Raw genomic sequence first — 20,679 nt, 5'->3', positions numbered from 1 at the left:
GCGTCCGTGCCCCGCGGGCCCCGGCCCGCGGGCCCGCCCGCACCCTTCACGCTCCACAGGAAAGGACCAGCGTGAGCGACACCACCCAGATCCTCGCCGACAACTTCCCCGGCGGCAGCATGGCCAGCCGGCCCGTCCACTTCATCTGGATGCTCGACTGCTCGGGCTCCATGGGCGTCAACGGCAAGATCGGCCAGCTCAACTTCGCCATCCGCGAGGCCATCCCCGAGATGCAGCAGGCCGCCCAGTCCAACCCCGCCGCCTCCCTGCTCGTGCGGGCCATCACCTTCGCCAGCGGGGCGAGCTGGCACGTCAGCGACCCCACCCCCGTCGACCAGTTCTCCTGGGAGGACGTCCACATCTACGGCGGCACCGACATGGGCGCCGCGTTCAAACTGGCGGCCGGCGCGCTGCAGACCCCGCCGATGCCCCAGCGCGCCCTGCCGCCGGTGCTCGCCCTCGCCTCCGACGGCCAGCCCACCGACGACTGGCGCGCCGGGCTCCGCGCCATCGACGGCACCCCGTGGGGCAAGCGGGCCGTGCGGGTCGCGGTCGCCATCGGGGACGACGCCGACAAGAGCATGCTCAAGGAGTTCCTCGGCAACCCCGAACTGGAGCCGCTCCAGGCGAAGAACCCCCGCCAGCTCGCCGCCGCCATCCGCTGGATGTCCACCGCGGTCGTCAAGGACGCCTCCACGCCAAAGGTCGACGACGGATCGAGGGCCACGACGACGCCGATCGACGTGCCGTCGATGACCAAGGGCGAAGACGACATCTGGTGACCGAGCCGGGGACAGTGACGGAGCGCGACCCGGCGGCGGCACTGGTGACGTCCGCGCCCTGGACGCTCATCAGCGGCGCGGTCAAAGGGGTCGCGAAGAAGTACAGCCAGGACCGCAGCGCGCTCCTGCCCGTCGCGGGAGGGCGCGCCGTCGTCCTCGCCGTCGCCGACGGACACGGCAGCGCCGCGCACTTCCGCAGCGACCTGGGGGCGCGCTGGGCGGTCGAGGAGTTCACCGCGTGCGCGCGGGCTTTCGCGTACGAGGTGGTGCGCGTCGGCGGTGATGCGGCGCGCTGGACCGGGCTGCGCGAGGAGGCGCGCCGGCTGCCGCAGCAGGTCGGCCACCGCTGGCACGAGCGGGCCCTGCTGCACGACTGCAACGCGCCCGCGCACGGCCCCGCCGTCCCGCGCCGCACGGCCGGGGAGCGCGAGGGGCCCCGGGACCTCGCCGCCTACGGGAGCACGCTCATAGGCGCCGTCCTGACCGAGCACATGGTGTTCTGCTGGCAGTTGGGCGACGGCGACTTCGTCCTCGTCGACGACGCGGGCACCCCGCACACGCCGCTCTCCACCGGCCCCGACATGGGCGACGAGACCGACTCGCTCTGCGAGCCTGAGCCCTGGCGCAAGACGCGGTCGTACTGGCGGCCGTTCACCGGCGGGCCACCGCCGTGCGTGCTGCTCTCCACCGACGGGCTCTCCAAGAGCTTCACCGACGACCAGGGGTTCCTGGACTTCGCCACCGGCGTCCGCGGCCGGGCCGCCGAGCAGGGTGTCGCCGCGGTCCAGGCCCAGCTCCCGGACTGGCTGGCGCGCGCCGCCACGTTCTCCGGGGACGACACGACCCTCGTGGGCGCCATCGCGGCGTCCGCCCAGCACAGCGACGACAGCTGAGTGCAGGAAGGAACAGCATGACGAACGGCATGCTCGCCGCCGGAAAGACCCTGGTGGCCGAGTCGGGGGAGAAGCTCAAGGTCGCCGAGCTCTTCGGCTCGGGCGGCCAGGGCGAGGTCTACCGCGTCCAGACGCCCACCGGCGACCGCGCGGTCAAGTGGTACTACCCGCAGCTCGCCGACGCCAGGCAGCGGACGATCCTCGAAGGGCTGATCGACAAGGGCTGGGACGACGACCGCTTCCTGTGGCCGCGCTCCATCGTGATGGACCCCGAGGGCGAACAGCCGGGATTCGGCTACGTGATGGACGTGCGGCCCGCCCGCTTCTGCGACCTGCCCGCCCTCTTCCGCCGCGACCCCTCGGTCTCGGCGGCGACCATGCGCACCCTGGTCACCGTGGCCCTGCACACCGTCGAGGCGTACCGCGCGCTGCACTCCCGCGGCATCGCCTACCGCGACATCAACTGGGGCAACATCTTCTTCGACCCCCGCACCGGCGACATCCTGGTCTGCGACAACGACAACGCCGTCGTGGAGGGCGCCGAGGCGGCCGTCGAGGGCACCATGGACTTCATGGCGCCCGAGCTGGTGCGCGGCGACCGGGGCGCCATGCCCGGCACCCAGAGCGACCTGCACTCGCTTGCCGTGCTGCTGTTCTACCTCCTGATGAACGACCACCCCTTCAACGGCGCCCTGCAGTTCAACATCCGCTGCCTGGACCCGGCGGCCAAGCGCAAGCTGTACGGCACCGACCCCGTCTTCGTGTACGACCCGAACGACACCCGCAACCGCCCGGTGGCCGGCGAGCAGCCGACCGTCGTCGCGAGCTGGAACGCACTGCCGAAGATCCTGCGCGACCTCTTCGTCCGCACCTTCACCGACGGTCTGAAGAACCCCGCGCTGCGGGTGCGCGAGTCGCAGTGGCGCGAGGCGCTCAGCCAGGTCCTCGACGCCATCACGCAGTGCGGCGCCTGCGGCAAGCAGAACCTCACCCAGCCGGACGGCGCACCCCCCGAGTGCTGGAAGTGCCGCAACACCCTGACCCTGCCGCCGAGTCTGGAACTGGTCACCGGAACCGGCACGCTCCGCAACCGCCGCGGCATCCGGCTGGCCCCGAGCGCCCGCGTCTACGCCCACCACCTGCGCGACGACCCCGACCGGCACGACTTCACCGCCGTCGTCGGCGAGGTGACCGAACACCCGCAGCAGCGCGGACGGTTCGGCCTGACCAACCGGACGAACTCCGTGTGGACGGCGCGCAAGGACGACGGGACCGTACGCGACGTCGACCCGGGCAAGACGATCGCGCTGCGCTCGGGGCTGCTGATCGAGTTCGGCGGCGGCACGGAGGCCGTGGTCAAGGAGTAGCACCCGAGGGGGCCGCGGCCCGGCCGCTCAGGTCCGCCGCCAGCGCCGCCAGAACGACCACCAGCGCGGCGGCGGGGGCGGCGGCACGGGCGGAGGCGGCGGCGGAGCCGCCGGGAGCGCCGCGCGGGCCGGCGCCGTGTCGATCGCCACGGCGTCGGGGCGGGGCAGCGGCACCACGGTGACCTCGCACGCCGCGGCGGAGACGGGGATCTCCACCCGGCCGGCCCGCAGCGCGCTGCGGGCCACGCGCCGCTCGTCGCCGAGGGACCCGTCGGTCCACGCCACGCGGACGAGGACCGCGGGCTCGGGCCAGTCGAAGGCCAGCTCGGCGCGGTCGGCGCTCAGCCGTCGTACGCGCAACTCCCCTATGGCCGCCGGGTGTTCTATGACCAGGCTCGGCCCGGAGACGGCCCGGCCGCCGAGGACGCTCACCGCCGTCACCCGCACGCGCCGCTCGGGCGGCGGGGTGAGCTCCACGAGCGACTCGGCGCCGGAGGAGACCGCGGGCAGCCGGTCCACCGTGCCGACGAGCGCGGAGACGTCGGTGCCCGGCGCGACCGGGCCCGAGGTCCAGGGCAGCAGATGGCTCTCGCCGACCGCGGGGGGCCGCCAGGCGATGGTGACGCGCCCGCCGCCGGGGTCCCTGCGCACGGTCAGCTCCTCCACCGGTGACGGCCACCGCTCGGCGCGGGCGGTGACGAGGACACCGCGGGACCACACCAGGCCGCCGTCGGCGTCGCGGTAGCCGCAGCGCACCTCGTACGTGTACATGCCCGGGGCGAGCGGGGTGTCGAGCAGCCGGTCGTGCTCGCAGGGCACCCGGACCATCGACCCCTCGCCCCAGCCGTCGGCGTCCTCGCCCGCGCCGGAGCGCGTGACCCGCACCTCGGCCGCCGCGGGGTCGGGCCGCCAGGACAGCCGGAGGCCGCCCGGCACGACGTCGGCGCGCAGCTCCGTCACGAGGGGTGTGATCAGCACCGGGGCGGTGACCCGCGGCACCCCGGCGATGCGGGAGCGGCGCAGCGGGATCACCGCGTACCGCAGGGTGCGTCCCACCGGGGCGTCGGCGTCCACGGCGGCCGTGCCGGGCCCGCCCGCCGCCGTCTCCACCGCGAGGTGCGGGGCGCCGTCGGGGAAGCGGAGCACCCGGTAGGAGACGCCGTCGGCGCGGCGGGTGGGCCCGCACCAGGCGAGGCGCACGGTCCGGTCGTCGGTCGTGGCCGTCACGGCCGCCTCGGCCGGGGTGAGCGGGTCGTCGGCCAGGAGCGCGGCCACGCGCAGCAGCCCCGCCTGGGCGTCCGCGTCGTCCCTGGCCAGGCGGAGGGCGGCGAGCCAGGAACGGGCGGCGGACCGCAGCGACCCGGCGGCCTCCTGCCGGGCGCCTTCGGCGGTAAGTTCGCGCACCTCGGCGGCGCGGGCGCGGACGCCGTCCACGAGCGCGGCGAGGCGGTGGTCGTCGGGGCCGTCGGGGTAGGTGGAGGCGGGCGGCAGCCGTGCCACGACGCCCTCCGCCTCGCGCAGCCGCACGCCGGGCCATACGTCGTTGAGCGTCTCGGCGGCGTGCCGGGCGGGGCCCGCCTCCGGGAACCCGGCGGCCACGGCCGCGGCCAGCGCGCCGGCCTCGCTCCGGTGCACCCCGAGCGCGACGGCGTCGTCGGCCCGCGGGTGCTCCCCGCCGTCCCGCAGCCGGCAGCACACCTCCCACAGGACGAGCCGCCGCAGGCCCATCGCGTCATCGCGTACGAGGGTCTCCAGGGTGTCGACCAGGGCCGCGGCGGCGAGGGCGCGCGCGTCGGCCGCCGCCAGCCAGTGCTGCCGGGCCCGGCGCACGTACGGCAGGTCGACGCGCGTCCAGTGGCCGCCGCGGCCGGGGAACCAGAGTCCGTCGAGAACGCGGAAGCCGTCGTCGGTCTCGGCCTTGGGGAGCGTGCCGAAGACGGCGTTGGCGGAGGTCGCCGCGGGCGCGGGCGGGCGCAGCACGTCGGCGGCGTGCCGGAAGGACAGGGCCGTCAGGGCGTTGTGCAGGTGGACGTAGCCGCGCATCGCGGGGGTGCGGGGCAGCACGGGGCGCGGCGGGCGGGTGCCGCTCGTCCTCGGGCGCTCGCCGGGGCGCAGGACCGCCATGGCTCAGCCGCCCGGCGCGGTGTAGAAGTACACGCGGACGACGGCGGTCTCGGGGCGTTTGCCGAGGTTGTGGAAGTCGTCCGTCGCCGTCTTCCCGGTGAACATGTCCCCGCGGCCCTTGCCGAGCAGGCCGTTGACGCGGTGGGCGTAGACGGTGCCGTTCGGGCCGCCGCCGAAGGTGAGGACGAGCGCGGCCGTCCGCCCCTTCCACTTCCGGGTGCCCCTGCTGATCTGCTCGACCAGATCGCCCTTGTCCCTGCCCGAGACCGTGAACTCGCGCGGGTTGCGGTCCACCGCACGGGGTCCCGTGGGTGTCGGGGTGGGCTTCGTCGGCGACGGCTCGGGCCGGTCGTCGGCGAGCGGGTCGGGGCGGTCGGCCATGGACACGAGCGCGAGGACGAGCAGCAGGTCGGCGAAGAGCCATCCGGCGAGCATCACCACGCCGAGCCGCCCGCCCCGCCCGCGCGCCGGCCGCTTCCGGGTCACGCGGAGCCTCCGTCACGGGGCGCCGGCGGGGGCAGGCGGGTGGTCGGCGGGTCGAGCGGGTCCTCGCGGCGTTCGTCGAGGGGCCGGGCGGGCGCGGGGAAGGGGGTGCTGGTGGCCACCGGGTCGTCGGGCGTGCTGCCGGGCGGGTGGCCGTCGCCGGGGGAGCCGCCGGAGGCCGCCCCGGGCCGGTGCGTGGTGCTCGTGGCGGTGCCGTGGCCGCCGGGGGCCCCGCCGTTCGCGGCGGTCGCGGCGCCGCCGCCGTGGCCGCCGCGGGACCCGCCGTTCGTGCCGTACGCGGCGGTGGCGCTCGGCTCCTGTGCCGGGGTGAGCGGGACGCCCTGGAGCGGCATGGCTCGCGCGAGCACACCCATGCGGGCGTCGAGGCGGGCCGCCGCGTCCTGCCAGTGGGCCGCCGCCGCGTCCCAGCGCTCCGTGGCCTCGCGCATGCCGTCCACGGCGTCGCCCGTGCGACCGGTGCTGGAGATCAGGGCCTGGGAGGCCTGTTCCGTCGCCTTGACCACCGACTCCGACCGCGCCACCAGCGACTGCTGCGCGGTGACCAGGGCCTTGAGCGACGCCTCCACCGTGTCGCCCGCCGACTTGACCTGGCTCGCGATCCTGCCGGCGGCGATCGCGTTGGCCCGCCCGGCCTTCGCGGCCTCCGCCGCGCCGTCGTGCAGCGTGGTGTCGATGCGGTCGGCGACGGCGCCGAGCTTGGGGACCTCCTTGGTCAGGGTCAGCGCCGCGTTCTTCAGCGCGTCGGTGGCCTGCCCCACGGACGCGGTCGCGCCGCTGAGCGCCTGATGGCTCAGCGTCGCCTTGGCGGTCAGGTCCCCCATCTCCTTGGCGGCCTTCGTCAGCTCCGCCGCGAACTGCTGCGGCGATGCGGCGCGGTGCGGGACCAGCAGCAGCTGCGCGCGGGTGAGGACCGAGGCGAGCTCGGCGAGGAGCCGCTCCCGTGCGGCCTCCTGCGCGGCCTCCTCCCGGTCGGCGCGCACCCGCACGCGCGCGTGCCAGCCGGAGAGCGCCACCAGCAGGGCGATGAGCAGGACGGCCATCAGGGCCACGTTCTCGAAGCGGCCCAGTGAGGACAGATGCCCGCCGAAACCCGACTGCCAGAGCTGGAGGAAGGGGCGCGTCGCCTGCTTCGGCTGCTCCTCGGCCAGCTCCCCGTACGCCCGCACGGCCTCACGCAGGCCGTACCAGGTGATCAGGAGCGGCACGAACACCAGCACCCCGAGGGCCGCCTCCAGCACGCGGTCCCGCTTGCCAGACGTCTGTTCGGGGGGTGAGGTGACGCTCTCCGGGCGTACGTAGGCCTGGACGAGGTCGACCTCCGCCCACTGGTCGAGCCGCGACACGGAGCCCAGGTCCTCGTGCAGCGCGTTGAGTTCGGCGGAGCGCGGCGACAGTTCGGCCACGGCCGCGAGACGCCGCAGCTCCGTGATGATCAGGGCTTTGTCGAGCAGTTGTGCGGGCGTCAAGCGCTTTCCTCCCTGGCATGCGGGGGTGGCTCACGAAGTGGGGGACGGGCTCTCGGGCCGTGGGACCCTAGCCGAGGACGTCCCCCCTGCCCCGCCGGTTCCTGCCGTCACGGTTCAATCGCCGCAACAGCGCCTCGGCGTCGGCGTGTTCAGGGTCCCACGTCAGACACTTCCCCAGGGCCTCGATCGCCTCATCCCGCTCGGCGCGCCGGTCCAGTTCCACGGCGTGCCGGTAGGTGCGCTCGGCGAGCAGCCCCCGCACCCGCACGTTCGTCGGATCGTGGCCGTACGCGCAGTTGAGCCACCGCTCGGCGTCGGCGAAGTGCTCCGGGGACATGTCGGCCATGGCCGCCGCGCAGTGCACGTCGATCATCGCGTCCAGCATGTCGGCGCCGGCCGGTCTGGTCGCCGCGTCCTGCCAGGCGATGTGCGCCGCCTGCACGGCGTGGTCGTAGTGGCCGAGCGAGAGCAGCGCCTGCGCGCGGGCGAGCTGCCGCCGGGACGCGCGGTCGAGCACCGGCGCGGGCGCGGGGTCCGGAGGCGGCACGGGATCAGGCAGGGGCGGCGCGGGGCGCTCCAGGCCGTCGAGGAGCTGCTGCGCCTCCGCGATGATCTCGCGCAGCAGCTCGGCCGCCCTGCCCGTGCGCCCCTGCGCGATGAGCGCCCGCGCCTCCTCCACGGCCCGGGTGGCGCGGGGATCGTGGGCGACCCGCGGGTCGCGCGCCCCGGAGGGCCGCCGTGCGGGATGATCCGCCCCGTCCGCGTCCTGGCGGCGGCCCGCGTCCTCGGACGGGCGGTCCCCGTCGCCGCCCACCAGCGTCGCCGTGAGCGGCGGCGCGTCGGAGAGGGTGTCCTGGGAGAGCGCGGCCGGTTCCAGCGGGCCCTCCTCCAGGGCCGACGGCCCCGAGGACGCGCCGCCACCCGCGAGCCGCAGCGCGTGCTTCAGCGCGCCGAGCGCGAGCAGTTCGGGGGTCGCCCGCACACAGCGCCGTCCGAGCCCGGCTACCCGCGAACGCACCTGCTCCATCCGGGTGTTGCCGCCCACGAGGAGCAGTGTGTCGACATCCTCCTGCCGCATCCCCGACCGGTCCAGGAGCGCCTGCGCCCGGTCCAGGGTGCGCCGCACGTGCCGGTCCACGTACGCGTCGAAGTCGTGCCGGTCGATCCGCACCTGGAGCGGCGGCCCGCCGCCGAACCGCAGCCCGAGCACCGCGGCCTGCGGCCCCTTCGCCCTGCCCAGCGCCTCGCGCGCCTCCTGCCCGCGCACCCGGAGGCCCTGCCACACGGAGGTGTCGGGCCCCGCGGCCCGCCACGCGCCGCCTCGCGGCAGCAGCCGGACCGCCGAGGACAGCAGCTCCGCGTCGAACGCGCGGCCCCCCGACGTCGTCCCGCCCTCGTAGCCCAGGGAGCGGAAGTGGCCGCGCACGCTGCGGATCAGGCCCAGCTCGAACCCCTCGTACCCCATGCCGTAGACCAGGCACGTGCCGCTGTCCCGCTCCGTGGTGTGGCCGATCACCGCGGCCATGGAGTCGCTGACGAGGCGCGCCGGTTCGAGGCCCGCCGCGCGCGCCGCGTCCCGCAGGGCCGAGCGCTGCGCCGAGCCGAACCGCGCGGGCACGCTGATCACGGTCTGCGCGACCCGCCCCGGCGCCGCCGCCTCCACACGCTCGCGCAAGGACCGCAGCCTGCGCACCACGATCTCGTCCGCGTCGGCCGCCCCCTCCGAGGTGCGCACCGGACGCCCGCTGCCCAGGCGGCTCTTGAGGCTCGGGAACGTCACCGGCAGCGTGCCCGTCTCCGCCGGCTCGCACAGGAGCCACGGCCCGTCCTCGCCCTCCTCCGTCTCCAGGCGCCTGCCGGGGCCGTCCGGCAGCGCGAACAGCGCCCGCAGGCCCGTGGCGCCGAAGTCGATGCCGAGGCTGACGGGGGCCGCCCCCGGCGCGGTGCGGCCGTCCTGCCGTGCCTGCGTCATCCGCCCGCCGTCTCTTCGGCGAACCGCAGGATGCCCTCGTAGTCGGGACGGTCGGGCAGCGTCGGCACGGCGCGCTCGGACTGGGCCACCGCCACCAGGTTGACCAGGTTGCGGGCCTGCTGGGCGGTCTGCACGCGGTTGCCCTGCCGATGGGCCTGCTTGACGTACTCCACCGCCTCGTTGATCTGCCGGACCGTCTCCGGCGGCGCTCCCTCCGAGGCCAGCTCGGCCTGGCGGAACTGGCTGGCCAGGCCGCACTGGCGGTACATGTCGTCGAGCAGCAGCTCGGTCAGGCGCTTGTACTCGCCGCTGTCGCCCATCGCCACCGCCCGCTGCGCCTGCTCGATGTCCCGGCGCACCTTCATCGCCTGCACGGGCTCGATGTAGGGCCCGTACCGCCGCAGGAAGTGGTCGGCCTCCCGCTCGGCGAACGCCAGCTGCTCGCGCAGGACCGCGCTGTCCAGCTCCTCCACCGGCTCGGGCGGCGGGGTGCGCGGTTTCTCGCGGTTGGGCGTGGCCTCCAGCGTCATGTCGGTGCCGCGCACACTGATCTTCACCGTGATGATGCGGTCCGCCGAGTAGTTGAAGGAGACGTCCACCTGCCGGTTGACCTCGATCTCCTGTGGCAGCTCGAACTCCACCACGCCCTGCTCGTGGTTCTCGCTCGCCACCTTGCTGTCGCCCTCGTACACCGGCACCCGGATGCGGCGGCTGTCGGTGGCGTAGAAGGTGCGCTGGCGCGGTTCGGAGAGCGGGTACGGCGATCCCGCCTCGATGATCTCCACGAACACGTCGCGCTGGCTGCCCTTGATCGCGGCGATGCCCATCGCCATCGGCGTCGACTCGTACAGGCCCGTGTCGCCCTTGGACCGGCCGTCGGCCAGGCTCCGGCCGCAGACCGAACAGGCGACCGCCCCGTACTCGTTGACCTTCGCGCACTGCGGGTCCGAGCACTCCACGCCGTGCAGCGTCTCGGCGAGGACGCCCGCGCCGAAGGCCACGCACTCCATCGGGTTGATGTTCCTGCGGACCTTCGCCGCGCCGAAGAACGCCTCGACCGCCTCGTACACCGGCCGGGTGAGCGTGCCGCCGCCCACCAGGAGGACGTCGGAGATGTCGTCCGTGGACAGCTCGTAGCGCGCCAGGGTCTCCTGGACCAGCGCCATGGTCCTGCCCACCAGCGGCGCGATCATCGCGTTGAAGTCGGCGCGCGTCAGCTTCATCTCGACGTCGAGCACGCCGTTCTCCCCGCGGTAGGCCGCGGGGACCACGATGTAGGTCTCGTCCATGTCGTTCAGCTCCCGCTTGGCGCGCTCGGCGGCCTTCTTCGCGTGGAAGAGGAACGCCTTGTCGCCCGACGGGTCCACGTGGTGCTCCTCGCGCATCCACGCGATGATCCGCTCCACGATCGCCAGGTCGAAGTCGTCGCCGCCCAGCCAGATGTCACCGGCCGAGCGCAGCACCTGGAACTGGCTCCTGCCCTCCTGGTCCTTGACCGCGTTGAGCACGGAGATGTCGAAGGTGCCGCCGCCGAGGTCGTAGACGAGGACCCGGCTGCGCGCCCCGCCCGGCTTGTGCAGGCCGAAGGCGACCGCGGCGGCCGTCGGCTCGTCGACGATCTTCTTGACCACCAGGCCCGCCTTCTCGGCGGCCTCGCGCGTGGCGGCGCGCTGGGCGTCGCGGAAGTACGCGGGCACGGTGATCACGGCGTGCGTCACGGGTTCGCCGAGGGTGCGTGAGGCGTCTCTGACCAGCTTGTCCAGGATGACGCTGGAGATCTCGGCGGGGGTGCGGGCCCGGCCGCCGAGCACCACGTGGGCCCGTGGGTCGTCGTCGGGGCCCGCGACGATCTCGTAGCTCATCCGGTCGCGCGCCTGCGCCACGGAACCGTCGGCGAAGTCCCGCCCCATCAGCCGCTTCACCGAGGCGATGGTCTCCTTGGGCTGCATGATCGCCCAGTTCAGCGCGTCCTCGCCGACCAGCGGCTGGTCCTTGCCGTCCCGGTGCATGACGCCGACGACCGAGGGGGTGAGTCGTTCCCCCTTGCTGTTGGTGAGCACCGCGATGTCCGCGCGGTGCGGATCATGGGCGGCGACAGCGCTGTTGGTGGTGCCGAGGTCGATGCCGATGGCCTTCATTCCCGCTCCGTTCCTTGCTCCGTCTCGCCGTCCACGGCGACGACCACCCGGGCGGCGCGCAGCACGTCCCCCCGGTACCGGTATCCGCGCTGCACCGTCTCAAGGACCTCGCCCGCGCCCGTGCCGGGCGGCGCGGCACGCGTCTCGGTCACATGGTGGGTCGCGGGTTCGGCCCGCTCACCCGGGAGCCCGATGCGCTCCAGCCCCTCCTCGGCCAGGACCGTCTCCAGCTGTCCCGCGATCAGCGCGACACTTCTGCGGTACGTGGCGGCGTCGTACGCCGCGCCGTCCGCGAGCAGCCGGTCGAAGGAGTCGAGGACGTCGGCGCACCGCAGCAGCAGCCGTTCGGTGAGCGCCCGGTGGGCGGCGTCGCGGGCCGTCAGATCGCGCGCGTGCTCGTAGACGAGGCGGGCCGTGGGATCAGACATCGAAGCGGACGAGGTCGGCCACGAGGCGCGCGGTGGCCTCGGGCAGGGAATCCGGCGGCGGGTCCTGTTCCGCTGCCTGCTGCGGGTCCTGCGGTGCGGCTTCCAAGGCGAGCTCCCGGTCGATCTCCGCCGCGGCGAGCGGCAGTTCGGCTTCCATGTCCACGTCGTACAGCAGCAGATCGACGAGCAGCCTGCGGCGTACGCCGCGCAGCTCGTCCCAGGCCTGCTGGGTGACCGGCGTCATCAGATGCCGGGCCAGCAGCTCGAAGGAGACGTCCCGCATGTCGGCGTGGGTCGTCCAGGGGGTCACGCCTGCCGGGGCGAGCGCGTCGTAGGGGAAGGGGCCCTCCCGCCCCGCTTCGGGGTCCTTGATCACGCGACACTGCCTCCTGCTCGGTTCTCGGGGGCCTTCCTGCCGTGCCTCAGCTCGGTGTGCCAGCGGTGCACCGCGTCCAGGAGCGCCCGCCTGATCCGGCTGTTCGTGGGGTCCGCGCGGGTGGCGCGGAACAGATGGTGCAGCGCCCACAGGATGTCCCCGCGGCCCAGCGCGGACTCCGCCTTGTCGGTCAGTTCCGCCGCCCACGCCGGCAGGTCCTCGTCGTCGGGCGGCGTCTCCTGGCCGTCGCTGCGGATCAGGTCGCCCATGCCGCCGACGCCGAGGTGCCGGGTCAGCAGCTTCTCCATCTCGTCGAGGGCCTCGCCGAGCGTCTCGCGGTAACGGTGCGTCAAGGCCTGGCCGAGTCCCACGTCGAGCAGCCCGAGCGCCTCGTGCAGCAGCTCAAGGCGCTCGGGCACCTTGTACGTGCGCTCGTCCAGCGTGAACACCAGGGCCCGCGCCAGGTTGTCGCGGGCGTGGTTCGACTCCGGGTTGAGGGCGAGCGCCCGGCGCAGGTCGGCCTCGGCGCCGTACACGTCGCAGCGCATGCCGTGCTTGGTCCGGGTGTAACCGCGCCACACGCCGCGCATGGACAGCAGCGCCGACAGCTTCGCGTGCAGTTGGCCGAGCAGCTCGCGGTCCAGCGGGTGCAGCACCTCGGCCGCCGACTCCACGAGCATGACGGCCTCGTCGAGCGCGGGGCCGAGCTGCGGCCCCTCCTCGGTGGACAGCGCCTCGACGCGGCCGAGCACCGTACGGATGACGGCCTTCTTCGACCGGGCCTGCATCCCGGCCCTGCGGGACACCCTCACCAGCTCCGCCCACTGCTCCAGCGCCGTGCCGAGGCCGCCGTCGCCCCGCGTCAGCGCGGTCTTCGCGAGCGCCAGGCGGACGTGGACGGCCAGCTCCACGCCGTCCTGGAGCAGTCGGGCGTGGCGGCTCGGCAGCCGGACGTAGGCGGGGTTGTCGCGCAGGAACGCCAGGCAGTGCCCGCACTCCTCCAGGTGTCCTGCCGACGAGGCGGGGCCCGCGCAGTCCTCCGGCAGGGTCGTCAGCGTGCGCGGCGCGGGCAGCTCGCGCAGCGCCTGCTCGAACTTGCGGACCTCCGAGAGCGCGAAGCTCCGCGCGAGCCCCGAGAAGGCCCAGCGCAGCTCGCGCACCGCGTACTCGCCGGGGTCCCTGCCCTCCTTGGCCGCCGCGTCCAGGCTCGCCACGAGGTCGCCGAGCGGCGCCTGGAGCCGCAGCAGCCGCAGATAGCGGGGGCCGCACGCCAGCGAGGCGCCCGCGCCCGGCACCGACGGCAGGCCGCCCACGTCCTTCAGGACCCGCGCGCCGCCCAGCTCCGACTCCAGCAGGCCCGCCAACGCCTGGTAGGCGGCGGCCTGTTCGGGGCGGCGCTGCTCGGTGTGGCGCTGCTCGAAGGCCGAGAGCTGCCCGAAGAGGTGCTGGTTCAGCTCCCAGCGCAGCGCCGCCATGTCCTCCCCCGTCAGCTGCCGTTCGTACGCGGTGGCCCGCTCGGCACGCCAGCCGTCCCAGTACTCGTCGTCGCTCAGGAGGGTCGCCCAGTACACGAGCGCCGCCTCCCAGGCGCTCACCGCGTGCTCCCACGCCCCGCTCTGCTCCAGCTCCTGCGCCTGCCACAGCCGGGCCACCGCGAGGCCGTGCACCACCGCCATGTCACCGGGCGCCGCCCGCAGCCGCCGCTCCCACTCGGTGGCCGCCGCCTCCCTGTCCCTGGCCAGCAGGAGCAGCAGCGGGGCGTCACCGGGGAAGCGCTCGCACAGGGTGTCAAGGAGCGCGGGGCCCTCGTCGGGGGAGAGCCGGGCCAGGGCCTCCCGCAGCGCGGGGGCGGAGTGCCACCGGTACAGTAGGGCGTCGAGCTGGAGCCGCCGGCCCGGCAGCCGCAGCCGCTCCAGGGCGACGCGCTCGTGCCAGGACATCGAACCGCGTTCGAGCAGCGCGTACGAGGCGTTCTTGACGACGTCCATCGAGGCGCCGGGGTCCACCCCCGCGTCCCGCAGGGCCAGATAGGGGAACGCCCGGTCCCGTGCGGCGAAGGGGTCGGCCACCAGGGGCGCGCTGGTGAGGCCGTCCGCCCACGGCAGCAGCCCGATCAGCCGCCGCAGCCTGCGGCACCGCACGTCGGCGCGGTCCAGCACACCGCGGGCCCTCTCGTACGCCGCGACGGCTCCGCTCCACTTCCCCGCGGCCTCATGGAGGCGGCCCTCCGCGTAGGCGAGCTGGGCGTCGGCGTCCCGGTGGCCCGGGCACCGCCCGAACTCCTCGGCGGCCCGCCGCCACTCCTGGTGCGCGTCGGCGACGCGCCCGCGCGCGTAGGCGGCCAGCGCGGGGGCGTCCCCGTACCCGCCGAGCGCCTCGGCCTCCCGTGCGACGCAGGCCCAGTCCCCGTCGGCCTCGGCGAGCCGCACGCGCGCGTACCGGCCCCGCGTCTCCGCGTCCCCGCCGAGCGCCCCCGCCACCTCCCCGTACGCCTCGACGACGCGCCGCCACTCCTCACTCGTCCCGGCCCCGGCCTCGGCGACGCGTGCCCGTACGTAGCCCTGCCGGGCGGGCACGTCGGCCCAGTCGTCGGGCAGGGCCTCGTAGAGGGCGTCGGCGTCCTGCCAGCGCCCGGCCAGCTCGTGGGCGCGGGCGAGGGCGTAGTGGAAGAGGTGGGTCTGCTCGTCCGGTGGCCGGGGAGCGGCGGAATCCGCCGTGCCGTCGGGGGCGCCCCCGGGGAACGCCTCCGCGTAGATCGCGCAGGCGCCCGCCCAGTCGCCCGTCTCCTCCGCCCTGCGGCCCATCGCCTTGCGGCGCAAAGCCGAGACCGTGCCCTCGCGCGCCCCGTCGGGCACGCCCGAGAGCAGGCCGAGGACCGCCGTCCAGTCGCCGCGCAGATCGGCGGCCACACGCGCGCGTGCGTAGCGGCGGCGGACGCCCACCTCGCCCTCGGCGTAGGCGTCGGGCAGCCGGCCGAAGCCGTCGATGACCCCGGTCCACTCGCCCCGCTCGTCGGCGGCCCGGCCCCGCGAGTACAGCACGCGGTCCGGCACATCCAGGGTCTCGGACGGCAGCCCCCCGAAGTGGACCAGGGCCTCGGCCCAGCGGCCGCGCTCCTGGCAGAGCCGGCCCAGGGCGTAACCGCGCAGATGCGGGGCGTCCGGCGGGACACCGTCGGCGGCAACGGAGCCCCGCACGGCCCTCACGCCCCCGGCCGCGACCGCCCCGGCCGCCCCGGCTTCCCTGGTCTGCCCAGCCTGCCCAGCCTGCCCAGCCTGCCCGGCTTCTCCGGCCTGCCCGGTCTGCGCGGCTTCCCCGATCCGCGTGGCTTCACCGGCTTCCCCGGTCTGCTCGGCTTCTCCGGTCTGCTCGGCTTCTCCGGTCTGCCCGGCTGTCCCGTCCTGCCCGGCTTCCCCGCTGGACTCCGCCTCCCCGGCCACCCCGTCGAACGCCTTCTCCGCCGTCGCCCAGTCGCCCTCCGCCATCGCCGACCTGCCCTCGGCGTACCGGCGCAGGGCCCCCGTGGAGCGGTGGTCGTCCGGCACGGGGCGGAGCAGGTCGAGCACCGCACGCCAGTCGCCCGCCTCCGTCGCCGCCAGCGCCGCGTCGTACACGCGGTGGCGCAGATCGCTCAGGAGCGGTTCCGTGTCCCAGCCCTGCGCGGAGGCCGCCGACAGGTCGGTGAGGGCCGCCACGGCATGGCCCGCGTCCGCCGCGCCGCGGCCCCGCGCGTACAGCAGGCGCACCGCGCTGTCCCGGAAACCGTCCGCCGCCGCGTACGCCCCTACGGCCGTCTCCCAGTCGGACTCCGCGTCCGCCGCGCGCCCCGCCGCGTACGCGCACCAGTCGTCCTGGCCCGCCCGCGCGAACGCCTCCCGCGCCGCCGGCCAGTCGTCGTCGTCCGCCGCCGCCCTGCCCCGCGCGTACCAGGCGCGCTCGTCCGCGTCCGCGAGCCCCGCGCACGCGCCGTACGCGGACTCCGCCGCGCGCCAGTCCTCGCGCTCCTCGGCGGCCCTGCCCGCCACATGGGCGGCGTGGGCGCGTGCCGCGGCATGGCCCGGACGCAGGGCGAGGACGGTCCCGTAGGCCTGGGCGGCGGTCGCCCAGTCGCCCCTGTCCCGCGCCTGCTCGGCCGCCGCGAGGGTGCGCGCCACGTGCAGTTCGTCGCGCGCCGACGCGAGCCGCGCCGCCACGTCCCTCGGGCCCCCGGGCCACGCGGCGAGCACGTCCTCGTAGCGGCTGATGGCGGTGGCCCAGTCGGCCTCCGCCTCCGCCGCCCGCCCCTCGTCGACGAGCGCGGTCAGCCGCCGCAGGCCCTCCACCTCCGCCTCCAGGCAGCCGGGCAGCGGGCCCGGAAGGCGCTCGCCGACCACCGCCAGCTGGGCCGCCGCGCCCGTCGCGTCCCGCTCCCCGGCGAGCAGTTCGCAGAGCTTCTCGACCTCGGGCCAGGCCAGTTCGAAGGCGGCCTCGGCCCGCATCCGGCGCTGCTCGTCGGCGTACTGCTGCGTCGACGTGCGCAGGATGCGCTGCACCTGCCCCCACTGGCCGAGGTCCCGCTGGTGGCGCGCCGCGCGGATCAGGACCGTCGAGTCGACGTGGCCGAAGGGGCTCTGGAGGGTCCGCAGCGCGTCCGCGCCCTCGCGCAGCGGGTCCGCGACCGCCCCGCCGTCGTCCCGCACCTCGCGCGCCTTGAACAGCCACCCCTGCCCGCACTCCTCGTGGAGGAACAGCGCGGGCGTCGCCCACTCCACGGCCGTGTGCCGCGGCTGGTGGGAGATGTGCATCCGCGCGGTGGCCATGGCCTCGTCGATCGTCCGGTTGGCGGCGATGCCCTTCAGGAGCTCCGGGCTGAACGCGCCCGCCGAGACGTCGCTGACCCTGCCCCGCATCGCCACCACGGCCGGCACGCCGTCACCGATCAGCGCCTGGGCGAGCCCGGAGAACGGTTCGAGATGCGAACTGTCCGCTCCGGAGCAGAGGTTGAGCGCGACGAGGCGCAGCCGCTGGGCCTTCAGGAGCATCGCGCCGAGCAGGTCGGCGGGCACGCGGTCGACGCCGCCGTCCCGCGTCTCCAGGCAGACCACTCCCTTGCCGATCTCGTCGTCGTACGACCCGTGGGCGATCAGCAGCACGGCCGTGGGCAGCTCCGACCGGTCGACGAGCGCCGCCTCCAGGCTGCCGCGCGTGGCCCGCTCCACCACCTTCATCCGCACGGCCACCTCGGGCAGGTCGTGCCGGAGCGCGGCGATCTCCGCCGAGGCCCGCAGGGGATCGAGACCGGCGGGCGAGGCCCAGGCCACCAGGAGCCTGATCAGGCTCGGCTCGTCGGCGGCCTCCGGCAGGCGGCGGCCGAGCGGCCCGCCGGGCAGGGAACGGACCAGGGAGTAGCCGTGGTTGAGGGCGAGGGTCTGCTGGGGGCTGTTCGACGGGGCGCAGAGCGCCTCCAGGGGGAGGTCGCGCAGCTCGGGCGGCAGGTCGAAGCGGAGCCGCAGGCCGCGCGGGGGCCGCATCCGCTGCGCCCGGTCGAGCGCCGCGTCGACGCAGGCCCCGACGCGCGTCCCGATCGCCTCGCACGCCGTTTCCGCCGTGCCCGAAGCCTCCCCGGCCCGGCCGGGCTCGCCGAACAGCAGCCTGAACACCCCGCGCCCCAGCTCCTGGAGCTGGGCCACGGTGTGCTGCTCGCCCATCGGCGCCTCGCAGAGCTCCGCGGCGATCAGCCGGTCCCACCGCCGGCGGAACTCCTCGGGCTCCTCGCCCACCGCGATGATCTCGGCGGCCGACGCGGGACCGCTCGCCGTCACGAGATAGCGGGCGGCGCCGACACGGCGGACCCGGATGCGCAGTTCCTCGTACGTGAGCACGGCCGTCACTGCTCGCTCTCGTCGGGCTGCCACATCACATGGTCGAGATCGGCGATCGCGGCCTCGCGCTGCTCCTCCAGGTCGGGGTCGTCGGGGAAGAGCGCGAGCGCGGCGGTGAGCTGGTCGACGGCCTCCCGCAGGGCGGCCCGCGCGCCGGAGAGGCTGCCCGAGCCCCAGCGGGCCGCGGCGAGCCCGCGCAGCACGACGCCGAGGCTGACCTGCGCCCGCAGCAGATGCGGGTTGAACGCGACGGAGCGGCGCAGATCGGCGGCGGGCCCGTCGAGCGGCTCCTCCTGCGCGTTGGCCACGGAGATGCCGCGATCGGCGAGCACCCGCGCCAACTGGCCCTCCAGGCGGCCGCGGGCATTGGCGCCGATCACCGAACGGGTCGTCTCCAGGGTGGACACCGCGAGACTCAGCCGCCCGCCGTGGTGGGCCGCGCGGGCCGCGCCGAGCGCCATGTCGACGATGGCGGTCTGCGTCTCGCGGTACCGCTCGATCTCACGGCTGTGGACCAGGGCGCGGCGCCAGTACGCGGCGGCCGCCGTGAAGTCGGGGCGTGCCGCGAGGAGTTCGGCGCGCCCCATGCTGAGGCGCGCTTCCAGGGCGAGACCGCGCGCGTCCAGGACGAGCCTGCGGTGCTTGTCCACGAGCCCGGCGTACCCCGGGTTCAGCTCGTCGAAGCGCGCGCACCCCGGCTCGCACACGGCCGCCCCGCCGGGGCCGGCGCCCCGCGCCCGGCAGCCGGGGCAGCGCAGCTCGGTCAGGGCGGCGAGCGCGTCGGCGGGCTTGCCCTGGCCCAGCAGCAGCTGCGCGAACCCGAGTTCGGAGAAGGCGTACGTGAGAGAGGCGTGCGCCGCCGACGGGGCGGGCCCCGCGTCCGCGGTCCCCGGCGGCGCGGCGGCCTCCGCCGTGAGCGCGCGGGCCTCGTGCGCGGCGGCGAACGCCCCGAACTCCGCGGTCCTGCCCAGCTCCGCCACCCGCAGCGGCCCGCAGAACAGCGGCGCCCCGCCGCCGTCGGCCGACGGGAAGCCGCCCACGGCCGCGAGCAGCTTCGCCGCGTCGGCCTCGCGCCGGAGCAGCGAGCCCGGGGCGATCCGCGCCCCGGAGCCGTCCTCGGGCATGCGCCGCTCGATCAGCTCGCGCAGCCCGGCGCGCACCACGGGCACGAGCGAGGCCTCCACGGGGACGCCGTACCGCCGCCCGGCGGTGGCCCGCAGCCGCTCCCAGAACCCCGCGTCGTGCAGGACGGCCGCCCACGCGGCGACGCACCGCTCCCACTTCCGGCCGTCGGTGTCCTCGGGGGAGTGGAGCAGGGCGAGCGCCAGGCTGTGGGACACGCGGTGGTCGGCGGGGTCGCGCCGGACCGCCGCGTCGAGCAGTTCCACGGCCGCCGCGCGCCGACCGCCGCGCACGAGGACCACGGCGTGCAGGGGGGCGAAGCCGCCGGGATCGCCGTCGAGGCCCCGGGAGGCGTCGACGAGGGCGCAGGCCCGCCGCCACGTGGCGGCGCCGCCCCCGCCCCTCTTCCCGTCCCCGCTCCGGCCCTCCTTCCCGTCCCGGCTCCCGGCGAGCAGCAGGGTGAGGGCCGCCCGGCGCAGCCGCAGGGCCACTTCGCGGGCGGAGCGGCCCGTCAGCGCGGCCAGCAGCCAGCGGGCCTCGTCGTCCAGAGGTGCGCCGCGCGACGCCTCGCGGAGGTCGGCGACGGCGGCTGCCGCGTCACCCGCGCGGGCCCGTACGTAGGCGCGTTGCACCAGGCTCCGGCCGTGCGGGACCGCGCAGGCCAGCGCGGCGGTGAGATGGCGCTCGGCGGCGGCGAGGTCACCGCGGTGCGCGGCGGCACACCCCAGCCAGTGCAGCGGCCCCGCGGCCGTGGGCCGCAGCCGCCGCGCCCGCTCGAACTCCGATACGGCCCCTTCGAACTCCCCGGCGGCGAGCCGCACCCGGCCGATCCCGGTGCGGGCCCGCGCGGCGACGCGCCGCTTGCCGGCCTCGGGGGAGAGGACACCGTCCGGGGCGGGGGCTTCGCCGATCCCGTCCCCGGCCACCGCCAACGCCGCACGGAAGCTCGCCTCCGCCGCCTCGCCGTCGCCCGCGGCCAGGGCCTTCTCACCGTCGGCGCACGCCTGTTCCGCGCGGCCCGGTTCCGCATCCGCGATCTGCGCAGTCACAGTCAGCCCCCGTTCCACGGCGAACGCTCCGCCGCGCCCTTCGGCCGGCGGTCAGCCGGCGGCCTCGTCAAGGACCGAGCGCCAGCGTCCCTGGGCGCGGTCATAGTGCAGCGGTCCCGCCGAGAACGCCGTCAGGTCCAGCCCGACGAGCCGTTCGTACGCCTCGGCGGGCAGGTCGGCCTCAAGGACGACGCCCAGCCCGCCCACCGGGTCCTGGAGCAGCAGCGGCCGTGCCTCCCGCGCGTCGCCGAGGCCGTCGGGAGCGGGCGACGCCGGGCGCGCCACCTTCCGCACGAGCCCCTTGAACGACGCGTACGCGTCCTTCATCGCCTCCGCGCCGAGCCCGCCGAGGAACGCCTGGAGCGGCAGGGAGACCAGGACCGCCCAGGGGATGTCCGCGACACCGCGATGGCCGATCGTGCGGCGGGTCCGGGCGGGCGGAGCGCCGAGCGCGGACAGTGCGGCCACGAGCTCCTCGGCGAGGTCGTCGGGGACCTCTTGGGCGAGGAGCAGTTCCGCGCGCGGCGGCACATCGGTCATGGCGGCTGTTCCTTCCGGGGGCGTGCACCGCAGCCTAGGGGCGTGAGCCGAGGGCCC

General features: G+C 75.7%; 13 protein-coding genes. 3 read left to right on the top strand and 10 right to left on the bottom strand.

The genetic code is table 11. The features are described 5' to 3' along the window. Positions 1-119: 119 nt before the first annotated feature. Genes DCW30_RS26670 through DCW30_RS26660 form a run of 3 tightly spaced genes read left to right on the top strand, consistent with a single transcriptional unit; the run spans position 120 to position 3,042 of the window. Positions 120-782 carry a vWA domain-containing protein gene (locus DCW30_RS26670; RefSeq protein WP_062775559.1) on the top strand — a complete coding sequence of 221 codons (663 nt, stop codon included), beginning with the start codon at positions 120-122 and terminating at the stop codon, positions 780-782. Then, complete coding sequence (locus DCW30_RS26665) at positions 779-1,675, top strand: protein phosphatase 2C domain-containing protein (protein WP_162933556.1); 897 nt, start codon at positions 779-781, stop codon at positions 1,673-1,675. The genes DCW30_RS26670 and DCW30_RS26665 overlap by 4 nt, the downstream gene beginning before the upstream one ends. A gap of 17 nt (positions 1,676-1,692) precedes the next feature. After that, positions 1,693-3,042, top strand: a complete 1,350-nt coding sequence (locus DCW30_RS26660; RefSeq protein WP_076683997.1) for a protein kinase domain-containing protein — start codon at positions 1,693-1,695, stop codon at positions 3,040-3,042. 27 nt (positions 3,043-3,069) lie between these two features. Here DCW30_RS26660 and DCW30_RS36880 read toward each other — a convergent pair whose 3' ends face one another. The 10 genes from DCW30_RS36880 to DCW30_RS26610 all read right to left on the bottom strand — a co-directional run bounded on the left by DCW30_RS36880 (position 3,070) and on the right by DCW30_RS26610 (position 20,622). Then, positions 3,070-5,166, bottom strand: a complete 2,097-nt coding sequence (locus tag DCW30_RS36880; protein WP_076683996.1) for a hypothetical protein — start codon at positions 5,164-5,166, stop codon at positions 3,070-3,072. 3 nt (positions 5,167-5,169) lie between these two features. Then, entirely contained in the window at positions 5,170-5,652 is a 483-nt protein-coding gene (locus DCW30_RS26650) for a hypothetical protein (protein ID WP_232626885.1), read from the bottom strand. Further along, on the bottom strand, positions 5,649-7,136 hold the full coding sequence (locus tag DCW30_RS26645) for a hypothetical protein (RefSeq protein ID WP_076683995.1): 1,488 nt from the start codon (positions 7,134-7,136) through the stop codon (positions 5,649-5,651). Before DCW30_RS26645 ends, DCW30_RS26650 begins: the two co-directional genes overlap by 4 nt. Positions 7,137-7,203: 67 nt before the next feature. Continuing rightward, positions 7,204-9,108 carry an Hsp70 family protein gene (locus DCW30_RS26640; RefSeq protein ID WP_076683994.1) on the bottom strand — a complete coding sequence of 635 codons (1,905 nt, stop codon included), beginning with the start codon at positions 9,106-9,108 and terminating at the stop codon, positions 7,204-7,206. Continuing rightward, positions 9,105-11,246: an Hsp70 family protein gene (locus tag DCW30_RS26635; RefSeq protein ID WP_062775516.1), complete on the bottom strand. Its 2,142-nt coding sequence runs from the start codon at positions 11,244-11,246 to the stop codon at positions 9,105-9,107. Before DCW30_RS26635 ends, DCW30_RS26640 begins: the two co-directional genes overlap by 4 nt. After that, positions 11,243-11,674, bottom strand: a complete 432-nt coding sequence (locus tag DCW30_RS26630; RefSeq protein ID WP_076683993.1) for a nucleotide exchange factor GrpE — start codon at positions 11,672-11,674, stop codon at positions 11,243-11,245. The genes DCW30_RS26635 and DCW30_RS26630 overlap by 4 nt, the downstream gene beginning before the upstream one ends. After that, the gene (locus DCW30_RS26625) at positions 11,667-12,050 is read right to left on the bottom strand and encodes a hypothetical protein (RefSeq protein WP_076683992.1); all 384 of its coding nucleotides are present in this window, start codon (positions 12,048-12,050) and stop codon (positions 11,667-11,669) included. The genes DCW30_RS26630 and DCW30_RS26625 overlap by 8 nt, the downstream gene beginning before the upstream one ends. Continuing rightward, on the bottom strand, positions 12,047-17,920 hold the full coding sequence (locus tag DCW30_RS26620) for a CHAT domain-containing protein (protein ID WP_119271219.1): 5,874 nt from the start codon (positions 17,918-17,920) through the stop codon (positions 12,047-12,049). The genes DCW30_RS26625 and DCW30_RS26620 overlap by 4 nt, the downstream gene beginning before the upstream one ends. Then, positions 17,917-20,082, bottom strand: coding sequence for a hypothetical protein (locus DCW30_RS26615; protein WP_076683990.1), 2,166 nt, complete (start codon positions 20,080-20,082; stop codon positions 17,917-17,919). Before DCW30_RS26615 ends, DCW30_RS26620 begins: the two co-directional genes overlap by 4 nt. 51 nt (positions 20,083-20,133) lie before the next feature. Beyond that, on the bottom strand, positions 20,134-20,622 hold the full coding sequence (locus tag DCW30_RS26610) for a hypothetical protein (RefSeq protein ID WP_076683989.1): 489 nt from the start codon (positions 20,620-20,622) through the stop codon (positions 20,134-20,136). Positions 20,623-20,679 lie beyond the last annotated feature (57 nt).

It is taken from the genome of Streptomyces alfalfae, assembly GCF_004127445.1.
Taxonomy (GTDB): domain Bacteria; phylum Actinomycetota; class Actinomycetes; order Streptomycetales; family Streptomycetaceae; genus Streptomyces; species Streptomyces alfalfae.
The sequence above is the reverse complement of the archived record's forward strand: the minus strand, read 5'-3'. Positions and strand labels throughout refer to the sequence as shown.